The organism is Bradyrhizobium campsiandrae (assembly GCF_014529705.1).
GTDB classification, from domain to species: domain Bacteria; phylum Pseudomonadota; class Alphaproteobacteria; order Rhizobiales; family Xanthobacteraceae; genus Bradyrhizobium; species Bradyrhizobium campsiandrae.
Map to the genome: position 1 here is coordinate 38,420 of NZ_JAANIH010000023.1, position 14,196 is coordinate 52,615.

The following is a 14,196-nucleotide window of genomic DNA, read 5'->3' on the forward strand; positions in this document are numbered from 1 at the left end:
CGCGTGAGGGGACATCGCGCATGAACTGGGCTTGGGCCTCGTCGCTCGACCAAATCTGGCGCTCGCCGGCATTCCCGATGTGGATGACGCTGGCCGCGGCCGGCTTCTTCGGATTGATCCTGCTGATCACGCTCGTGCGTGCCGAGAAATCGGTTGCCAACGGCGCGCTGACCGTCATCACGCTGCTCTCGATCGGCATCGCGGTGGCCGCCACGATGCGCATCTATGGGCCGGTGGCGCGCGAAACCTCGACTGCGGACGCCCGCACCCAAGCCACGGTGACCGCGACCCTGCCGGCGCTGGCGTGCCTCGATGACCTCGCGGGCGATGCCGTCGCCATCGGCTGCGAGAAGGCGCTGTTCGGCGCGCCCGATGCGGCGGCGGCGGCTGTTGCCTATACCGCTGCCCGCATCGACCGCCTGACCGCGCTCGGCGATGCCGCGACCGCCGAGAAGAGCCTGACCCTCGAGACGAAGGTGCTGCGCAAGTCCCTGGAGCGTGATCGCTACGGCCTCGTCGCCCAGGTGCTGGTCGCGCGCGACGGCTGCACCCAGTTCGATTGCGCCGCGTTCCGCTCGCTGAGCGATCAGCAGCAGGTCGCTGCCAACATGGATACCCATCTCTATGATCAGCTGGTCGCGCGTTACGCGCCGACCTGGAATGCGCCTGCTGCGGCGCCGGGGGCGCTGCCGCCCAATTCGATCGCCGTGTTGCCGCCCTCGATGCCGACGGGCAAGCCGACCAATGCCGAGTTCCCGAGCGCCTCGTCGACCCCGCCGGTGAGCATCATGAATCCGGAGCCGCCGACGGCTGCCACGCGCCAGGCACCGGCCGCCAATGCGGCCGCGGCCCCAGCGCCACGCGCGCCGGCAGCAACCTCGGCCCAGGCCACTGCGCCTGCCGCACCGGCTGCGAAGAAGCCGCCGGCGCCGAAGGCTGCGCGCGCACCTGCCGCTGCGCCGGTTCCGCTCGCGCCGCCCCCAGCCTCGGCTCCCGCGGCTGCGGATAACGACTAGTTCGGCTTTGAAAACCTGCGCCTGGCCCGCTAATGCTGGGCCATGCCACTCCATCTGATCAAGCTTGCCGTCGGCTGCGACTCCGTCAAGGAATTGAAGGAGTGGGTGGCCGAACGGATGCAGACGGCCAAGAAAAAAGGCCTGCCGCAACACCACATCCACATCACCCGCATGGTGCCCAAGCGCGACGCCGAGATTCTGTCGGGCGGCTCGCTCTATTGGGTCATCAAGGGCGAGATCGCCGCGCGGGAAAAGATCATCGGCATCGAGCCGTTCCGCGACAAGGACGGCATCGGGCGCTGCCGGATCGTGATGCAGCCGAAGGTGATCTCGGTTTCGCCGCGGCCGATGCGCCCGTTCCAGGGCTGGCGCTATCTCACGGACGATGCCGTGCCGCCCGATCTCGGCAAGTCCGCCGCAGGCACCATCGCGGCCATGCCGGAGCCGATGCGTCGCGAACTGCGCGATCTCGGGCTGCTGTAACTAGACCGCGATATTGTCGATCAGCCGCGTCGTGCCGAGCTTGGCTGCGACCAGGATCCGCAGCGGCCCGTCCTTGCGTGAGGTGACCGGGGCCAGCGTCTCGGCATGCCGCACCTCGAAATAGTCGAGGGCAAAGCCGGCCGCCTTGATCGCCTTGGCGCCTCCCGCCATCGCGCTGGCGATGGCTTCGCCGGCCTGGATCTGCCCGACGCTGTGCCTCATGGCGCGGTAAAGGGCAGGGGCGATCGCGCGTTCCTCGGCCGAGAGGTAGGCGTTGCGTGAGGACATCGCGAGCCCGTCGCGTTCGCGCACCGTGCGGGAGCCGATGACCTTGACGCCGAGGTCGAGATCCCGCGCCATCTGCGTCACCACCCGCAGCTGCTGGAAGTCCTTCTCGCCGAAGATCGCAAGGTCCGGCCGGCACTGCGTGAACAGCTTGCCGACGACGGTGGCGACGCCGCCGAAGAAGTGCGGCCGGAAGCGGTCTTCGAGGCCGGCCAGCGCGGGCCCCTCCGGGACGATGCGGGTCGCAAAGCCGCTGGGGTACATCGCCTCGACGCCCGGGTGCCAGACGATGTCGACGTCCTCGGCCGCGAGCTTGGCGATGTCGGACTTCCAGGTACGGGGATAGGCGCCGAAATCCTCTGATGGGGCGAACTGAGTCGGGTTGACGAAGATCGATACGACGACGCGGCTGGCGCGCCGTTTGGCAAGGCGCACCAGCGACACATGCCCGTCATGGAGGGCCCCCATGGTTGGCACCAGCGCGATCGTGGCCTTTCGTTTGCGAAGATTGTCGACGGCGCGTCGCAGGGCGGGCACCGTGCGGGCGATCAAGGGGCTTGGTGACATCAGAACTCGGGAAGGTTGAGGAAGGGCGCGGCCGGCTAACCTTAACAAGCGGCGGTCGTGGACGCCATGCATCGGCATGCGGCACAGCATCCCGCGCAGTGCCGCGCAGGATGTCTTCGCCATTGTGGGCTGGATCACAGACTAGAAGCGGCGGTGCGATTCATGATGAAGAGCTACGCACATCGATTTGCATTTCCTGTCACGCATTTCACTTGACCGCAGACGCGGCCAACTCGAAGATATTGCTTAAGGGGTGTTGAGGATCGCCATGCTTGTGCAGGCCAGCCAAAGCCAATCGGGCTCGGCGCACGTCGTTGTGCTCGGCAATGAGAAGGGCGGCTCCGGCAAATCGACCACCGCCTTGCATATCGCGGTTGCGCTCCTGAAGGCCGGCCAACGCGTCGCCACCATCGACCTCGACTGCCGCCAGCAAAGCTTCACCCACTACATCAACAACCGCTCCGCCTGGGCGCGCCGCACCAAGCTCGATCTCGAGCTCCCGGTGCATCGCTGCATCAAGCTCGGCGAGACCATGCAGATTGCCGAGAACGAGAACTCCGAGTTCCAGCAATTCATGGAGGCGGTCTCGGCGGTCGAGAGCAGTTTTGACTTCATCGTCATCGATACGCCCGGCACCGACAGCTATCTGATGCGGCTGGCCCATTCGATGGCCGATACGCTCGTCACCCCGATCAACGACAGCTTTCTCGACTTCGACGTGCTCGGCACCGTCGATCCCGCCAACTACGCGGTAACCGGCGAGAGTCATTACGCCGAGATGGTGCGCGACGTCAGGCGCAAGCGCCGCCAGCTCGACGGCTCGACCACCGACTGGATCGTGGTGCGCAACCGCCTGTCGATGCTCGGGTCCCGCAACAAGCAACTCGTCGCCGACGGGCTGAAGGATCTGTCGCTGCGGCTCGGCTTTCGCTACGTCGACGGCTTCGCCGAACGCGTCGTCTACCGCGAGTTTTTCCCGCGCGGCCTCACGGCGCTCGACGAAATCGACGAGGCCACGCTTGGCATGCGGCCCAATCTCGGCCATCTCACCGCGCGGGAAGAGGTGACGGGACTGCTGCGTCAGCTCAAGCTGCCGCTCGACGAGCGTGGCCGGCGCCGTGCGGCAAATCGCGCCGAGTGGTTCAGCCAGGTGGATAAGCCGCTCGAGCTCCACGACATCCTTGGCGTCTAGGCGGTACGACGCTACTTCCGGATGATCATAATTGCAGGTTCCCGCGGGAACCCGGCGTACCCGACGTTTGTTTTCACCATGCATTCACCGGGAAATCGAACCCGGTGGTGACGGGTTGCGTCGAATGGTCGGATGCATCCGGGCGTAGCGGTATCAGAACAGGGTGCCTACCAAACGTGTGCGTCGCACAATGAAAGGGCTGCCGGATCACAATATTTAGCCTTCCTGTCACGCGCCTGTGACATATATTAGGGAATAGGCGCGAAGGGGCCGGAGAGCTCCTCGAACACGATTTTCAACAGGGATCAGGCCGCAAGGCCTGAGGCTGAGGACGAAAATGAAGCGTGGAATTGCCGTTCTGGTTTCTGTCGGAGCCCTCTGCGGCGTCGCCTATTTCACGGCGAGCAAGTGGGCGATCAAGCACGAGACCGTCACTTTCTACGATGCTTCGCGCGACAATCGTCCCGTGCCTGTCGACGTCGCGGTCCGTCGCGACAAGGAAATGCAGGCCAATGCCGGCATGATCACGCTGCCTGTCGCCGTGATCAATCACGGCAACACCGTCAAGAACACCGAGTACGGATTCCTCGCCAACGTATTTGCCGCGCGCGGCTACCTCGTGGTCAGCCCGCAACATGATTTGCCGACCGATCCGCCGATGGTGACCAAGCCCGGCGAGCTCTATGTCGGCCGTCTGCCGCAAATCCTGCGCGGCGTCGCCAACATCCATCTGGCGATGCAGGAGATGAAGAAGGTTCAGCCCAACGCCGACTATTCCAGGGTGACGATGGTCGGCCATTCCATGGGCGGCGACATCACGATGTATTTCGCCAAGCAGTATCCGGACGAGGTCAAGAAAGTTGTGACGCTGGACAATCTCCGCGTCCCGTTCGTGACTGCGGGCAAATTCAAGATCCTGTCGTTCCGTTCTCACGATCCGCAGTTCAAGACCGATCCGGGCGTGATCCCGACGGACGAGGAGTGCGAGAAGGCCGGTATTCAGGTCGTGAAGACTGATTTCCAGCACAACGACATGCGCGACACCGGCCCTGACGACGCCAAGAACTCGATCCAGGGCATGCTCGATAAATTCCTGAGCGACACTGACAGCTCGATAGCGCCGGTCGACACGCGTTCGGCTCCGCCCAAGATCCTGGAGCCCGGTCCGGTCGCACTGATGGCCCCCGCCAAGAGCTGATCGTCCGTAGCCTCAACGTTCAAAAAGCCTCCGCCGGCTCCCACCTGCGGAGGCTTTGTTCATTGATCGGGCAGGGCATGCTATCCACATTGGTGACGTAAGACCAAGTGTGACCTCGGATGCCGGGCGACCCCATCAAACCGCGCAATAGCGATGCCGTATCGGCCAGAGCCGAAAGCGACGGCGCGTTGCCCCAGGCAACGACGTCGAGCTCGGAGGACGTCGCTGCCTTTGTCGCCAAGGCGCGCGCGCTGTCGCCGCACGCCCCCGGCGCCAAGGGCCGCTTGATCTTTGCACTGGATGCGACGATGAGCCGGCAGCCGACCTGGGATATGGCCTGTGCGCTTCAGGCCGACATGTTTCGCGAGGCTGCGGCCCTCGGCAGCCTCGACATCCGGCTCGTCTATTATCGCGGCTACAACGAATGCCGCGCGACCGGGTGGATCTCCGACAGTGGCAAACTCGCGACGTTGATGAGCAAGATCGATTGCCGCGGTGGCGATACGCAGATCGGCCGGGTGCTGACCGACGCGAGGCGCGAGGCGGTTGCATCCGGCGTGCGTGCCGTGGTCTTCGTCGGTGATGCCATGGAGGAGAAGGTCGACGCGCTTTGCGCCAAGGCCGGCGAACTCGGCATGCTGAAGGTGCCCGTCTTTCTGTTTCAGGAAGGCCATGACGCGGTTGCCGAGCAGGCGTTTCGCGAGATCGCGCGTCTGACGGGGGGCGCCTGGTGCCGGTTCGATCCGGGCGCGGCGGCGCAGTTACGGGAGCTGTTGCGGGCCGCCGCGGCCTATGCCGCCGGCGGCCGCGAGGCATTGCTGCGATTGGCAAAGACGGCGAGCGGTGCGGCGAAGCTGATCGGCCAGATGAAGTGAGACCGGCGCTTCCGGCTCGCCGCGGCAGCATGCTTTTTGAGAATTGGACGACTATATTCGGGCCATGACTCTGATCGCCGGCCTTGTCGCCATTATCACGCTCTATCTGTTGCTCCAGATGTTCCGCGCGGCCAATCCGGCGGTGCTGGCGCGCGCCGTCAAACTTGGCGGCGGCGTGGTCGCGCTCGCGGTGGCGGCCTTCACCGGTTTGAGGGGCGAGCTGGCGGTCGCGATCCCGCTCGGGCTTTTCGGGGCCGGACTGCTCGGTTGGACGCCTCTGGCCAACGCGGGATTCGGGACTATGGGGGGCTTGTTCGGCGGTGGCGCAACGCGCTCCTCCGGCCAGAGCTCGCGCGTGCGCTCGCAATTCCTGGACATGCGGCTCGATCACGAGTCCGGCCAGCTCTCGGGCCAGATCGTCGCGGGGCCTTACGCCGGGCGCAATCTCGATGAGTTCGATCTTGCAAGCTTGCTGGCGATGGTCCCGGCGTTCGACGCCGAGAGCGTGGCCTTACTTGAAAGCTATCTGGACCGCCGGTTTCCCGCTTGGCGTCAGAACGCGCAAGGCGACGCGGCAGGGGGGCAGCGCCGCACGGCGGCGAGCGGCAAAATGACGGCGGAGGAAGCCTATCAGATCCTTGGCTTGCAGCCGGGAGCGGGGCGCGACGACATCAGCCGGGCGCACAAATCCCTCATGAAGAAACTGCATCCCGACCAGGGGGGCTCGACGTACCTCGCTGCCCGGGTAAACGAGGCCAAGGATACTCTGCTTCGTACGCATAACGGCTAACTCCGGCACCACGCCACAAACGCCCGTACCGTGTGAGCTCCGTTTGGCTCTGTTTGCCGTCGCCCCGATGCCCGCCATTGTCGGCGTGGTCGATCCCTTGAGCAAAGTTTTAACCGTAAATTCTTGACGAGAGGTTGTCGCGGAACAGCTTCCGGCGCCAGCGGCTGCCAAAAGCAAAAATGCCCGCGCAAGGCGCGGGCATTTTGCCGGGAAGAATGAGATAGATCAGTTGCGGACCGTCATGCAGGAGATGTCGGCGCGCTTCAGTGTCCGGCACACCGCTTCGGCTTCGTCGCGCTCGAGTCCGGCGAAGCGGGCGCGGTAGAGCTTGCGATTGTCCCTGGCGACGACAGGCTCGGTGAACGGATCGGCCTTGCTGAGCAGGCCGCGGGCCGAGCTGCGCGCGGCTTCAATTCGCTGCTGGGCCTCGCTCTCGCTCTCGAGCGCGCCGACCTGGACGATCCAGCCGCTGTGGGTGATGACCGGCTTGGTGGTCGCGCTCATCTGGATCGGCTGCGGAGCCGGATCGGCGGAGGCCAGCCTGGCGGCCGGGGCGGGCGCCGGCGCAGCGGCGGTCGCTGCCGGCAGCACGCCGAGGACGCCATTGCCGGTACCAAAGCCCGCCGGCTGCTGCGGCAGCTCGGTGCGGGCGACCTCGGTCCTGGCCGGCTCCGGCTTGTTAATGACGTCGGCCCTCGCGACAACAGCGCCGGAAGTTTCGGCAATGTCGCTGCGGGCTGAAATCGTGTTGGTGACCTGCGGGGCAACTTGCGTCGGAGTGGCGGACGCGACCTTCACCGCGCCAGCCTTGACCTGAACCGTCTTGACCCGAACCGGCTTCATCGGCTCGGACGAGCCCGGGATCAGGGCGAGCGGCTGGCTCGCGATCACGCCATTGGTCAGCGGCGCGGGCTCGATCTTGGACTCGGTGGGCTTGGCTTCAGGCTTGGCCTGAACCGGGGGCATTGCGGCGGTCGCATTGGCAAGCGCCGACAGCCGTGAAGCCGGACGCGGCGCGACTGCCTCTGGAGCAGGAGCGGCCGCGACCTGGACCGGCGCAGTCGGACGAGCCGGGGTCTCCGATGCGTCGGCGACCTCGCTGCCGGCGTCGGCGCTGTTGCGCTCGGTCACCGCGGCAACCGTGTGGGTGGTCGCACCCTTCTCGAGGTTCTCGGCGAGCAGGTTGCGCATGATTGCGTCGCGCGAGCCGCCGCTGCGGCCGCCCAGCACCACGCCGATCAGATGGCGGTTGCCGCGACGCATCGAGGTCACGAGGTTGAAGCCGGAAGCGCGCGTATAGCCGGTCTTGATGCCGTCCACGCCTTCAACGCTGCCGAGCAGGTGATTATGGTTGCGGATCTGCTCCCCGCGCCAGCTGAACGAGGTGGTCGAGAAATACCGATAATAGCGCGGGAAGCGCTCCTGGATGGCCCGGCCGAGCGTCGCCTGGTCGCGCGCGGTGGTGACCTGTTCGTCGTTGGGAAGGCCGTTCGCGTTGCGATAGACCGTCTTGGACATGCCGAGCGCGCGCGCCTTGCGCGTCATCATCGCGGCGAAATCATCCTCGTCGCCACCGATCGCTTCCGCGATCACGACGGCGGCGTCGTTGGCGGAGCGGGTAACGAGACCCTTGATCGCGTCCTCGACGCGGATGGTCTGGCCGGCGCGCAGATTGAGCTTGGTCGGATCCTGGTCGGCTGCGTGCTGGGACACCGGCAGCTCGGTGTCGAGCTTCATCTTGCCGGACTCCAGACGTTCGAACAGCAGATAAAGCGTCATGATCTTGGTGAGCGAGGCGGGATGGCGCAGCCCGTCGGGATTGTTCGACTGGAGCACTGCGCCGGAATTGCCGTCGACGATGATCGACGCGAATTTCGGGCTGGAGCTCTCGGACGCTTCACGCTGCACCCGGTGGTGTGCGTAGTGGCGCCGATAGCGCCGGGCGTCGGCTGCATCGGTCGTGAAGATGACGGCCGTCGTGACCGTCAGAAGCCCGAAAACGCCGACCCGCGCCAAGCGCGAGGAAGACCAGTTGTTACGAAGCATGGAACCCCGTCCCCGTTTGTGACTTGATCACCGGCTCGTGAGGCGAAATTGTGCCCTGCGGACCCGGGATCATTACCTGCTCAGGCTGTCCCTCCGTTGATGCTCACCGCGGGGGACGTTGGGCCTGAGCCGCTGTTCTGGCTAAGGTGATGTTCTCAAACGGCTTTTGACCGTTTGCGGAAGGCGAACATTTCCAGGGAATCAGGGTAGGGGGCCGCGGTTTCCAAAAGCTTAAGGAACTCTTGCGGGAAAGCCCGGGAATCTCCGTAACTTGCATCTGTTTTTGTGCGTCGCACAAGATTCTTGACTTTTTTGTGCGTTGCACTATTTGTGGGCAGAGTCAGGGAGCCGGGGCTTCCGGACACGAGCCAGGGAAAAAGGATTCCAAGATGTTCAAGGTTGAAGACTTTCAGAACTACGGGAAAGAGCATTTCGAGAGCTGCGTTGCCTCCGCGACCTCGGTGCAGCACGGCCTCCAGGCGATCGCCAGCGCCTATGGCGACTACACCAAGAAGTCGTTCGAAGACACCAAGTCCTTCGTCGAGAAGCTCTCCGGCGTGAAGTCGCTGGACAAGGCTCTCGAGGCCCAGACCGATTTCGCCCGCTCCGCCTACGAGACCTTCGTTGCGGAATCGCAGAAGATCGCCGGCCTTTACAGTGATCTCGCCAAGCAGGCATTCAAGCCGGTCGAGACCGTCGTGTCGAAGTTCACCCCGGCCGCCCAGTAATCCTCCGAACTTCTGGAATCAAAAAGCCCGGCTGAACCAGCCGGGCTTTTTCGTTTGGCGCGACGGTACTGTCAGCGTGCCACGCGCAGTTTCGACAGCGATGTGCCGATGCTCTGGAACACCGAGACGGTCTGGTTGGCCGACGTGATCAGGAAGAACTTGTCGCTGCTGCTCGCGCAATATTGCATCACTGTCGAGGTTGGATCGGAGCCGGTGTTGACCTGTACCGTGTAGATCGTGATGCCCTGGGCCTTGATGTTGTCGCACAGGATCTTCTGCCGCGCGTCGATCGAGCCGTTGAACTGGGTGTTGCCATTGCCGTAGGCGGGCCAGCGATCTTCGGTGTTGAGGCCGTCCGAGAGCAGGATGATCGCCTGCTTGTAGGTATAGTTGCTGTCGAGGGCGGGCGCATTCATCGGCGAGCTCTGCTGAAGCGTCATCCACGCCCAGGCCAGTCCGATCGGCTGGTTGGTACCGCCGGTGGGCTGCATGTTGCTGATCGTCGTCTTGATCGATGTCCAGTCGTAGCTCAGCGGCATGATCGGCTGGAGCTGCGGGCTGTTGCCGCTCTTGCAGTAATATTGGCCGTTTTCATAGTACTCGTCGGCCGGGAACAACGTCGCAATATTGCTGGTCGTCGGCGTGGTGTTCTGCGTGTCGTAGGGTTGGGTGCGATCGGTCACGCAGCCGGTCCACGTATTGTGGTTGGCCGGCGTCCAGGTCGAGCTGGTGCATTGACCCCAGCTGTTGCGCGCGGTGCAGGTGCTGGTGCCGTTGGCGGCGTTCCAGTCCGTCCAGTCGAGCCACGATTGGGTGTAGTTCGTGCTGCCGACATTGACGTCCTTGGCGAACGGGACCACCGAGATGTAGACGTCGCCATTGGTCCTCGCGAGCGCGCTGAGCTGATCGACCAGGTTGCTGGCGGCCGTGCGCAGGGCGCCGATTTTGCCGCTCTGGGCCATCGAGCCGGTGTTGTCGAGCGCCATGGCGACGCGCATGCGCGTCATGCCCCAGGCACTGGTCGACGAGGTGTTGATGTCGAGCGTCGGATAGCCGGCGATCTTCATGAAGGTGGTCGTGAAGCTGCCGCCACCCGTCACCTGGATGGTCGAGCCCATGGACGTGCTGGCCGTGTAGGTTGCGGTGACCGCGACGTTTGGCAGGGCGGATTTGTCGGTGAACAAGGCGTTGAAATAGGCGGTCGCCTTGGTGCTGATCTGCGCGGTGGTAATGGTGCCGGATGACAGGTCCTTCGACAGCATCAGCGCAGTCGAATCCAGCGCCGCCTGCATCGAGGAGCGGGCCTGGACGGCTCGGCTATAGTCCACGGCGGCGCCGACGAAGCCCAGGACGGGGACGAGCGCGATGGCAAAGATCACGGCAATATTGCCTTGCTCGGCCCCGACGAAACCGGCGATTTGTCGTCCAAAGCGGCTGACAACGGGCAGGCGAAACATGACGGTCCCCGAGATCTGTGATTTTGCCCGATCTCACGCCACACCCTTGAATGGTGAGTAAATTGAACCGTAGAAAGACGGAGGTATCCCGCGCCAAACCACCACAGCCGCTTTCGTGTAAGGTTCCTGGTCAACACGTTCTGAACAGGTCGACGGGAAATTTTTGTCAAATCGGTCCGGATTGATTAACCTCGCCCAGGATCGCCCGGACCGGGAATCGGGACCGCAGCGGCCGTATCGGCTGGACCTCTGCACGCTTGCGGCGAGCCGGGGGCGGGGCCATATTCCCAGCAACCGATCCGGCCCTGACCGGACCGGTGGGAAGCGGTGATCCAACTGGGCGATGCGCCCGCGCGAGGCTCCCGAGTGAGGGGCTGGGCGGCGGACCGCCGTACGCTTCCGTGGGGAATATGAACGCCTGAGCCATGCCGCAACTGACTTCCAGACTCGACCTGTCCGCGGCTGCCGCCGCCCGCGCTCCCCGGATGAGCAATGATGAGAACCCTTCCGGAGGCCCGACGGGTCCGAACACCTCCGTCATCACCAAGGTCAAACCGAAGACCAAGCGGCCGAACCTCTATCGTGTGCTGATTCTGAACGACGACTACACACCGATGGAATTCGTCGTCCACGTGCTGGAGAAGTTCTTCCAGAAGGATGTCGAGGCCGCGACCAAAATCATGCTGCATGTCCACCACCACGGCATCGGGGAGTGCGGCGTGTTCACCTACGAGATCGCCGAGACCAAGGTGACGCAGGTGATGGATTTCGCCCGCAAGCACCAGCACCCGCTGCAATGCGTGATGGAAAAGAAGTAAGGCGCGGTACAAGCCTGCCCGACTTTGTCGCACGTGTTTGTCGCGTGATGTCTCCGTGTGGCGTACCGGCGTGATTCCCCATGGCCATCGGCAAAACTACGGAAATCCGCGCCGGCCGGAATCTGTCTAAGAATCCTGCCCAAATCGGAACGGGTTTTGCATCGAAAATACCGCAGGTGCCGAGCTGACGAGTCGCGGAACCGGTCTTTCGCCGCGATCTTGTATAACTATATGTGACAAAGGTTGTTGTTGCCTGACCGGGCGATGGCGATCATGATGGTGGGGGCCATAGAGGACGCGAATGCCGACTTTTTCCCAAAGCCTTGAACAATCCCTGCATCGTGCGCTGGCGATCGCAAATGAGCGTCATCACCAATACGCGACGCTCGAGCATCTTTTGCTCTCCCTGATCGACGATTCCGATGCAGCCGCGGTCATGCGCGCCTGTAGCGTCGATCTCGACAAGCTCCGCACGAGCCTTGTCAACTATCTTGAGACCGAATTCGAAAACTTGGTGACGGACGGCGCCGATGACGCCAAGCCGACCGCCGGTTTTCAGCGCGTGATTCAGCGCGCGGTCATCCACGTGCAGTCGTCAGGTCGCGAAGAGGTGACCGGCGCCAACGTGCTGATTGCAATCTTCGCCGAGCGCGAGAGCCATGCCGCGTACTTCCTGCAGGAGCAGGACATGACGCGTTATGACGCGGTCAATTACATCAGTCACGGCATCGCCAAGCGGCCGGGCGTGTCCGAGGCGCGCCCCGTTCGTGGCGTCGACGAGGAGACCGAGACCAAGGGCGCCGAGGACGCCAAGAAGAAGGGCGAGGCGCTCGAGACTTATTGCGTCAACCTCAACAAGAAGGCGCGCGACGGCAAAATCGATCCGGTGATCGGACGCAATTCCGAGATCAACCGGGCGATCCAGGTGCTGTGCCGCCGACAGAAGAACAATCCGCTGTTCGTGGGCGAGGCCGGCGTCGGCAAGACCGCGATCGCGGAGGGCCTGGCCAAGCGCATCGTCGATAGCGAGGTGCCGGAGGTTTTGGCCGCAGCGACCGTGTTCTCGCTGGACATGGGCACGTTGCTCGCGGGCACACGTTATCGCGGCGATTTCGAAGAGCGCCTGAAGCAAGTGCTGAAGGAGCTCGAAGCGCATCCCAACGCCATCCTGTTCATCGACGAGATCCACACCGTGATCGGTGCCGGCGCGACGTCGGGCGGCGCGATGGATGCTTCGAACCTGCTCAAGCCCGCGCTCGCATCGGGCACGATCCGCTGCATGGGCTCGACCACCTACAAGGAATATCGGCAGCACTTCGAAAAGGACCGCGCGCTGGTGCGGCGCTTCCAGAAGATCGACATCAACGAGCCGACGGTCGAGGACGCCATCGCGATCCTCAAGGGCCTCAAGCCTTACTTCGAGGACTACCACCGGCTGAAATACACCAATGAGGCGATCGAGGCGGCGGTTCAGCTGTCCTCGCGCTACATCCACGACCGCAAGCTGCCCGACAAGGCGATCGACGTGATCGACGAATCAGGCGCGGCGCAGATGCTGGTCGCCGAGAACAAGCGCAAGAAGACGATCGGCATCAAGGAGATCGAGACCACGATCGCTTCGATGGCACGGATCCCGCCGAAGAGCGTGTCGAAGGACGATGCCGAGGTGCTCAAGCACCTCGAGCAGACGCTGAAGCGCACCGTGTTCGGGCAGGACAAGGCGATCGAATCGCTCGCTGCCTCGATCAAGCTGGCCCGCGCGGGCCTGCGTGAGCCTGAGAAGCCGATCGGCTGCTATCTGTTCTCAGGTCCGACCGGCGTCGGCAAGACGGAAGTGGCAAAACAGCTCGCGGCCACTCTCGGCGTCGAGCTGCTGCGCTTCGACATGTCCGAGTACATGGAGCGGCATACCGTGTCGCGCCTGATCGGTGCGCCTCCCGGCTATGTCGGCTTCGACCAGGGTGGTCTTCTGACTGATGGCGTTGATCAGCATCCGCATTGCGTGGTGCTGCTCGACGAAATCGAGAAGGCGCATCCTGATCTTTACAACGTGCTGCTGCAGATCATGGATCACGGCCGGCTCACCGACCACAACGGCAAGCAGGTCAACTTCCGCAACGTGATCCTGATCATGACCACGAATGCGGGTGCGGCGGATCTCGCCAAGCAGGCGTTCGGCTTCACGCGCTCCAAGCGGGAAGGCGACGACCACGAGGCGATCAACCGGCAGTTCGCGCCGGAATTCCGCAACCGTCTCGATGCCATCGTCTCGTTCGGCCATCTCAGCGTCGAGGTGATCGGGACCGTCGTCGAGAAGTTCGTGCTTCAGCTCGAAGCGCAGCTCGGCGACCGCGACGTCACCATCGAGCTGTCCGAACCCGCCAAGGCCTGGCTGGTGCAGCACGGCTATGACGAACAGATGGGTGCGCGGCCGATGGCACGCGTCATCCAGGAGCACATCAAGAAGCCGCTGGCTGATGAGGTGCTGTTCGGCAAGCTGAAAGGCGGCGGTCACGTCCGCGTCGTTCTGGTCAAGGACGAGGCCGACGAGACCAAGGAGAAGATCGGCTTCGAGTTCGTCGAGGGACCGGTTACGCCGAAGCAGGAAAAGCTGCCCGGCGCCCGCAAGCGCCCGCCGGGTAAGCCTAACAAGCCGGGCGGCCCCGGCGGCTCCAAGGGCCCGACCTCGAAGGGCCCGCTGGTCAAGGTTTGATCGGCACATCATGAATCGGAAAAGGCCG

12 protein-coding genes are annotated in these 14,196 nt (G+C 63.8%); 9 read left to right on the forward strand and 3 right to left on the reverse strand.

What is annotated here, in order from left to right:
• Nucleotides 1–20: 20 nt before the first annotated feature.
• Nucleotides 21–1,016 (forward strand): hypothetical protein, encoded by a 996-nt coding sequence (locus G8O24_RS18555; protein WP_188101735.1) that lies wholly within the window; start codon nt 21–23, stop codon nt 1,014–1,016.
• A gap of 42 nt (nt 1,017–1,058) precedes the next feature.
• The gene (locus G8O24_RS18560; protein ID WP_188101737.1) at nt 1,059–1,499 is read left to right on the forward strand and encodes a DUF1489 family protein; all 441 of its coding nucleotides are present in this window, start codon (nt 1,059–1,061) and stop codon (nt 1,497–1,499) included.
• On the opposite strand, the gene panC is transcribed toward G8O24_RS18560, so the two are convergent.
• On the reverse strand, nt 1,500–2,351 hold the full coding sequence (gene panC, locus G8O24_RS18565) for a pantoate--beta-alanine ligase (RefSeq protein ID WP_188101739.1): 852 nt from the start codon (nt 2,349–2,351) through the stop codon (nt 1,500–1,502).
• A 268-nt stretch (nt 2,352–2,619) separates the two neighbouring features.
• Between panC and G8O24_RS18570 the strand changes: the two genes are divergently transcribed.
• The 4 genes from G8O24_RS18570 to G8O24_RS18585 all read left to right on the forward strand — a co-directional run bounded on the left by G8O24_RS18570 (nt 2,620) and on the right by G8O24_RS18585 (nt 6,406).
• Entirely contained in the window at nt 2,620–3,543 is a 924-nt protein-coding gene (locus tag G8O24_RS18570; RefSeq protein ID WP_188101741.1) for a division plane positioning ATPase MipZ, read from the forward strand.
• Nucleotides 3,544–3,880: 337 nt separating this feature from the next.
• Nucleotides 3,881–4,741 carry an alpha/beta fold hydrolase gene (locus G8O24_RS18575; protein WP_188101743.1) on the forward strand — a complete coding sequence of 287 codons (861 nt, stop codon included), beginning with the start codon at nt 3,881–3,883 and terminating at the stop codon, nt 4,739–4,741.
• A gap of 119 nt (nt 4,742–4,860) precedes the next feature.
• Nucleotides 4,861–5,616 carry a VWA domain-containing protein gene (locus G8O24_RS18580; protein WP_188101745.1) on the forward strand — a complete coding sequence of 252 codons (756 nt, stop codon included), beginning with the start codon at nt 4,861–4,863 and terminating at the stop codon, nt 5,614–5,616.
• Nucleotides 5,617–5,680: 64 nt separating this feature from the next.
• The gene (locus tag G8O24_RS18585) at nt 5,681–6,406 is read left to right on the forward strand and encodes a DnaJ domain-containing protein (protein WP_188101747.1); all 726 of its coding nucleotides are present in this window, start codon (nt 5,681–5,683) and stop codon (nt 6,404–6,406) included.
• Nucleotides 6,407–6,631: 225 nt separating this feature from the next.
• Here the strand turns inward: G8O24_RS18585 and G8O24_RS18590 are convergent, their stop codons facing one another.
• Entirely contained in the window at nt 6,632–8,452 is a 1,821-nt protein-coding gene (locus G8O24_RS18590) for a D-alanyl-D-alanine carboxypeptidase (protein WP_188101749.1), read from the reverse strand.
• Nucleotides 8,453–8,841: 389 nt separating this feature from the next.
• On the opposite strand from G8O24_RS18590, the gene G8O24_RS18595 reads away from it, so the two are divergent.
• Nucleotides 8,842–9,180, forward strand: coding sequence for a phasin family protein (locus G8O24_RS18595; RefSeq protein WP_128966708.1), 339 nt, complete (start codon nt 8,842–8,844; stop codon nt 9,178–9,180).
• 71 nt (nt 9,181–9,251) lie between these two features.
• Here the strand turns inward: G8O24_RS18595 and G8O24_RS18600 are convergent, their stop codons facing one another.
• The gene (locus G8O24_RS18600; RefSeq protein ID WP_188101751.1) at nt 9,252–10,637 is read right to left on the reverse strand and encodes a pilus assembly protein; all 1,386 of its coding nucleotides are present in this window, start codon (nt 10,635–10,637) and stop codon (nt 9,252–9,254) included.
• A gap of 485 nt (nt 10,638–11,122) precedes the next feature.
• Between G8O24_RS18600 and clpS the strand changes: the two genes are divergently transcribed.
• Both clpS and clpA read left to right on the forward strand, forming a co-directional pair.
• Nucleotides 11,123–11,455: an ATP-dependent Clp protease adapter ClpS gene (clpS, locus tag G8O24_RS18605; RefSeq protein WP_188101752.1), complete on the forward strand. Its 333-nt coding sequence runs from the start codon at nt 11,123–11,125 to the stop codon at nt 11,453–11,455.
• Between the two features lie 301 nt (nt 11,456–11,756).
• Nucleotides 11,757–14,168, forward strand: coding sequence for an ATP-dependent Clp protease ATP-binding subunit ClpA (gene clpA / locus G8O24_RS18610; protein ID WP_188101754.1), 2,412 nt, complete (start codon nt 11,757–11,759; stop codon nt 14,166–14,168).
• Nucleotides 14,169–14,196 lie beyond the last annotated feature (28 nt).

Excerpts from the sequence above, each read along its gene's own strand:
- G8O24_RS18580 (WP_188101745.1), top strand. The coding sequence starts at position 4,861 with ATGCCGGGCGACCCCATCAAACCGCGCAATAGCGATGCCGTATCGGCC.
- G8O24_RS18560 (WP_188101737.1), top strand. The coding sequence starts at position 1,059 with ATGCCACTCCATCTGATCAAGCTTGCCGTCGGCTGCGACTCCGTCAAG.
- panC (WP_188101739.1), bottom strand. The coding sequence starts at position 2,351 with ATGTCACCAAGCCCCTTGATCGCCCGCACGGTGCCCGCCCTGCGACGC.
- G8O24_RS18595 (WP_128966708.1), top strand. The coding sequence starts at position 8,842 with ATGTTCAAGGTTGAAGACTTTCAGAACTACGGGAAAGAGCATTTCGAG.
- G8O24_RS18600 (WP_188101751.1), bottom strand. The coding sequence starts at position 10,637 with ATGTTTCGCCTGCCCGTTGTCAGCCGCTTTGGACGACAAATCGCCGGT.
- clpS (WP_188101752.1), top strand. The coding sequence starts at position 11,123 with ATGAGCAATGATGAGAACCCTTCCGGAGGCCCGACGGGTCCGAACACC.
- G8O24_RS18555 (WP_188101735.1), top strand. The coding sequence starts at position 21 with ATGAACTGGGCTTGGGCCTCGTCGCTCGACCAAATCTGGCGCTCGCCG.
- G8O24_RS18575 (WP_188101743.1), top strand. The coding sequence starts at position 3,881 with ATGAAGCGTGGAATTGCCGTTCTGGTTTCTGTCGGAGCCCTCTGCGGC.
- clpA (WP_188101754.1), top strand. The coding sequence starts at position 11,757 with ATGCCGACTTTTTCCCAAAGCCTTGAACAATCCCTGCATCGTGCGCTG.
- G8O24_RS18585 (WP_188101747.1), top strand. The coding sequence starts at position 5,681 with ATGACTCTGATCGCCGGCCTTGTCGCCATTATCACGCTCTATCTGTTG.
- G8O24_RS18590 (WP_188101749.1), bottom strand. The coding sequence starts at position 8,452 with ATGCTTCGTAACAACTGGTCTTCCTCGCGCTTGGCGCGGGTCGGCGTT.
- G8O24_RS18570 (WP_188101741.1), top strand. The coding sequence starts at position 2,620 with ATGCTTGTGCAGGCCAGCCAAAGCCAATCGGGCTCGGCGCACGTCGTT.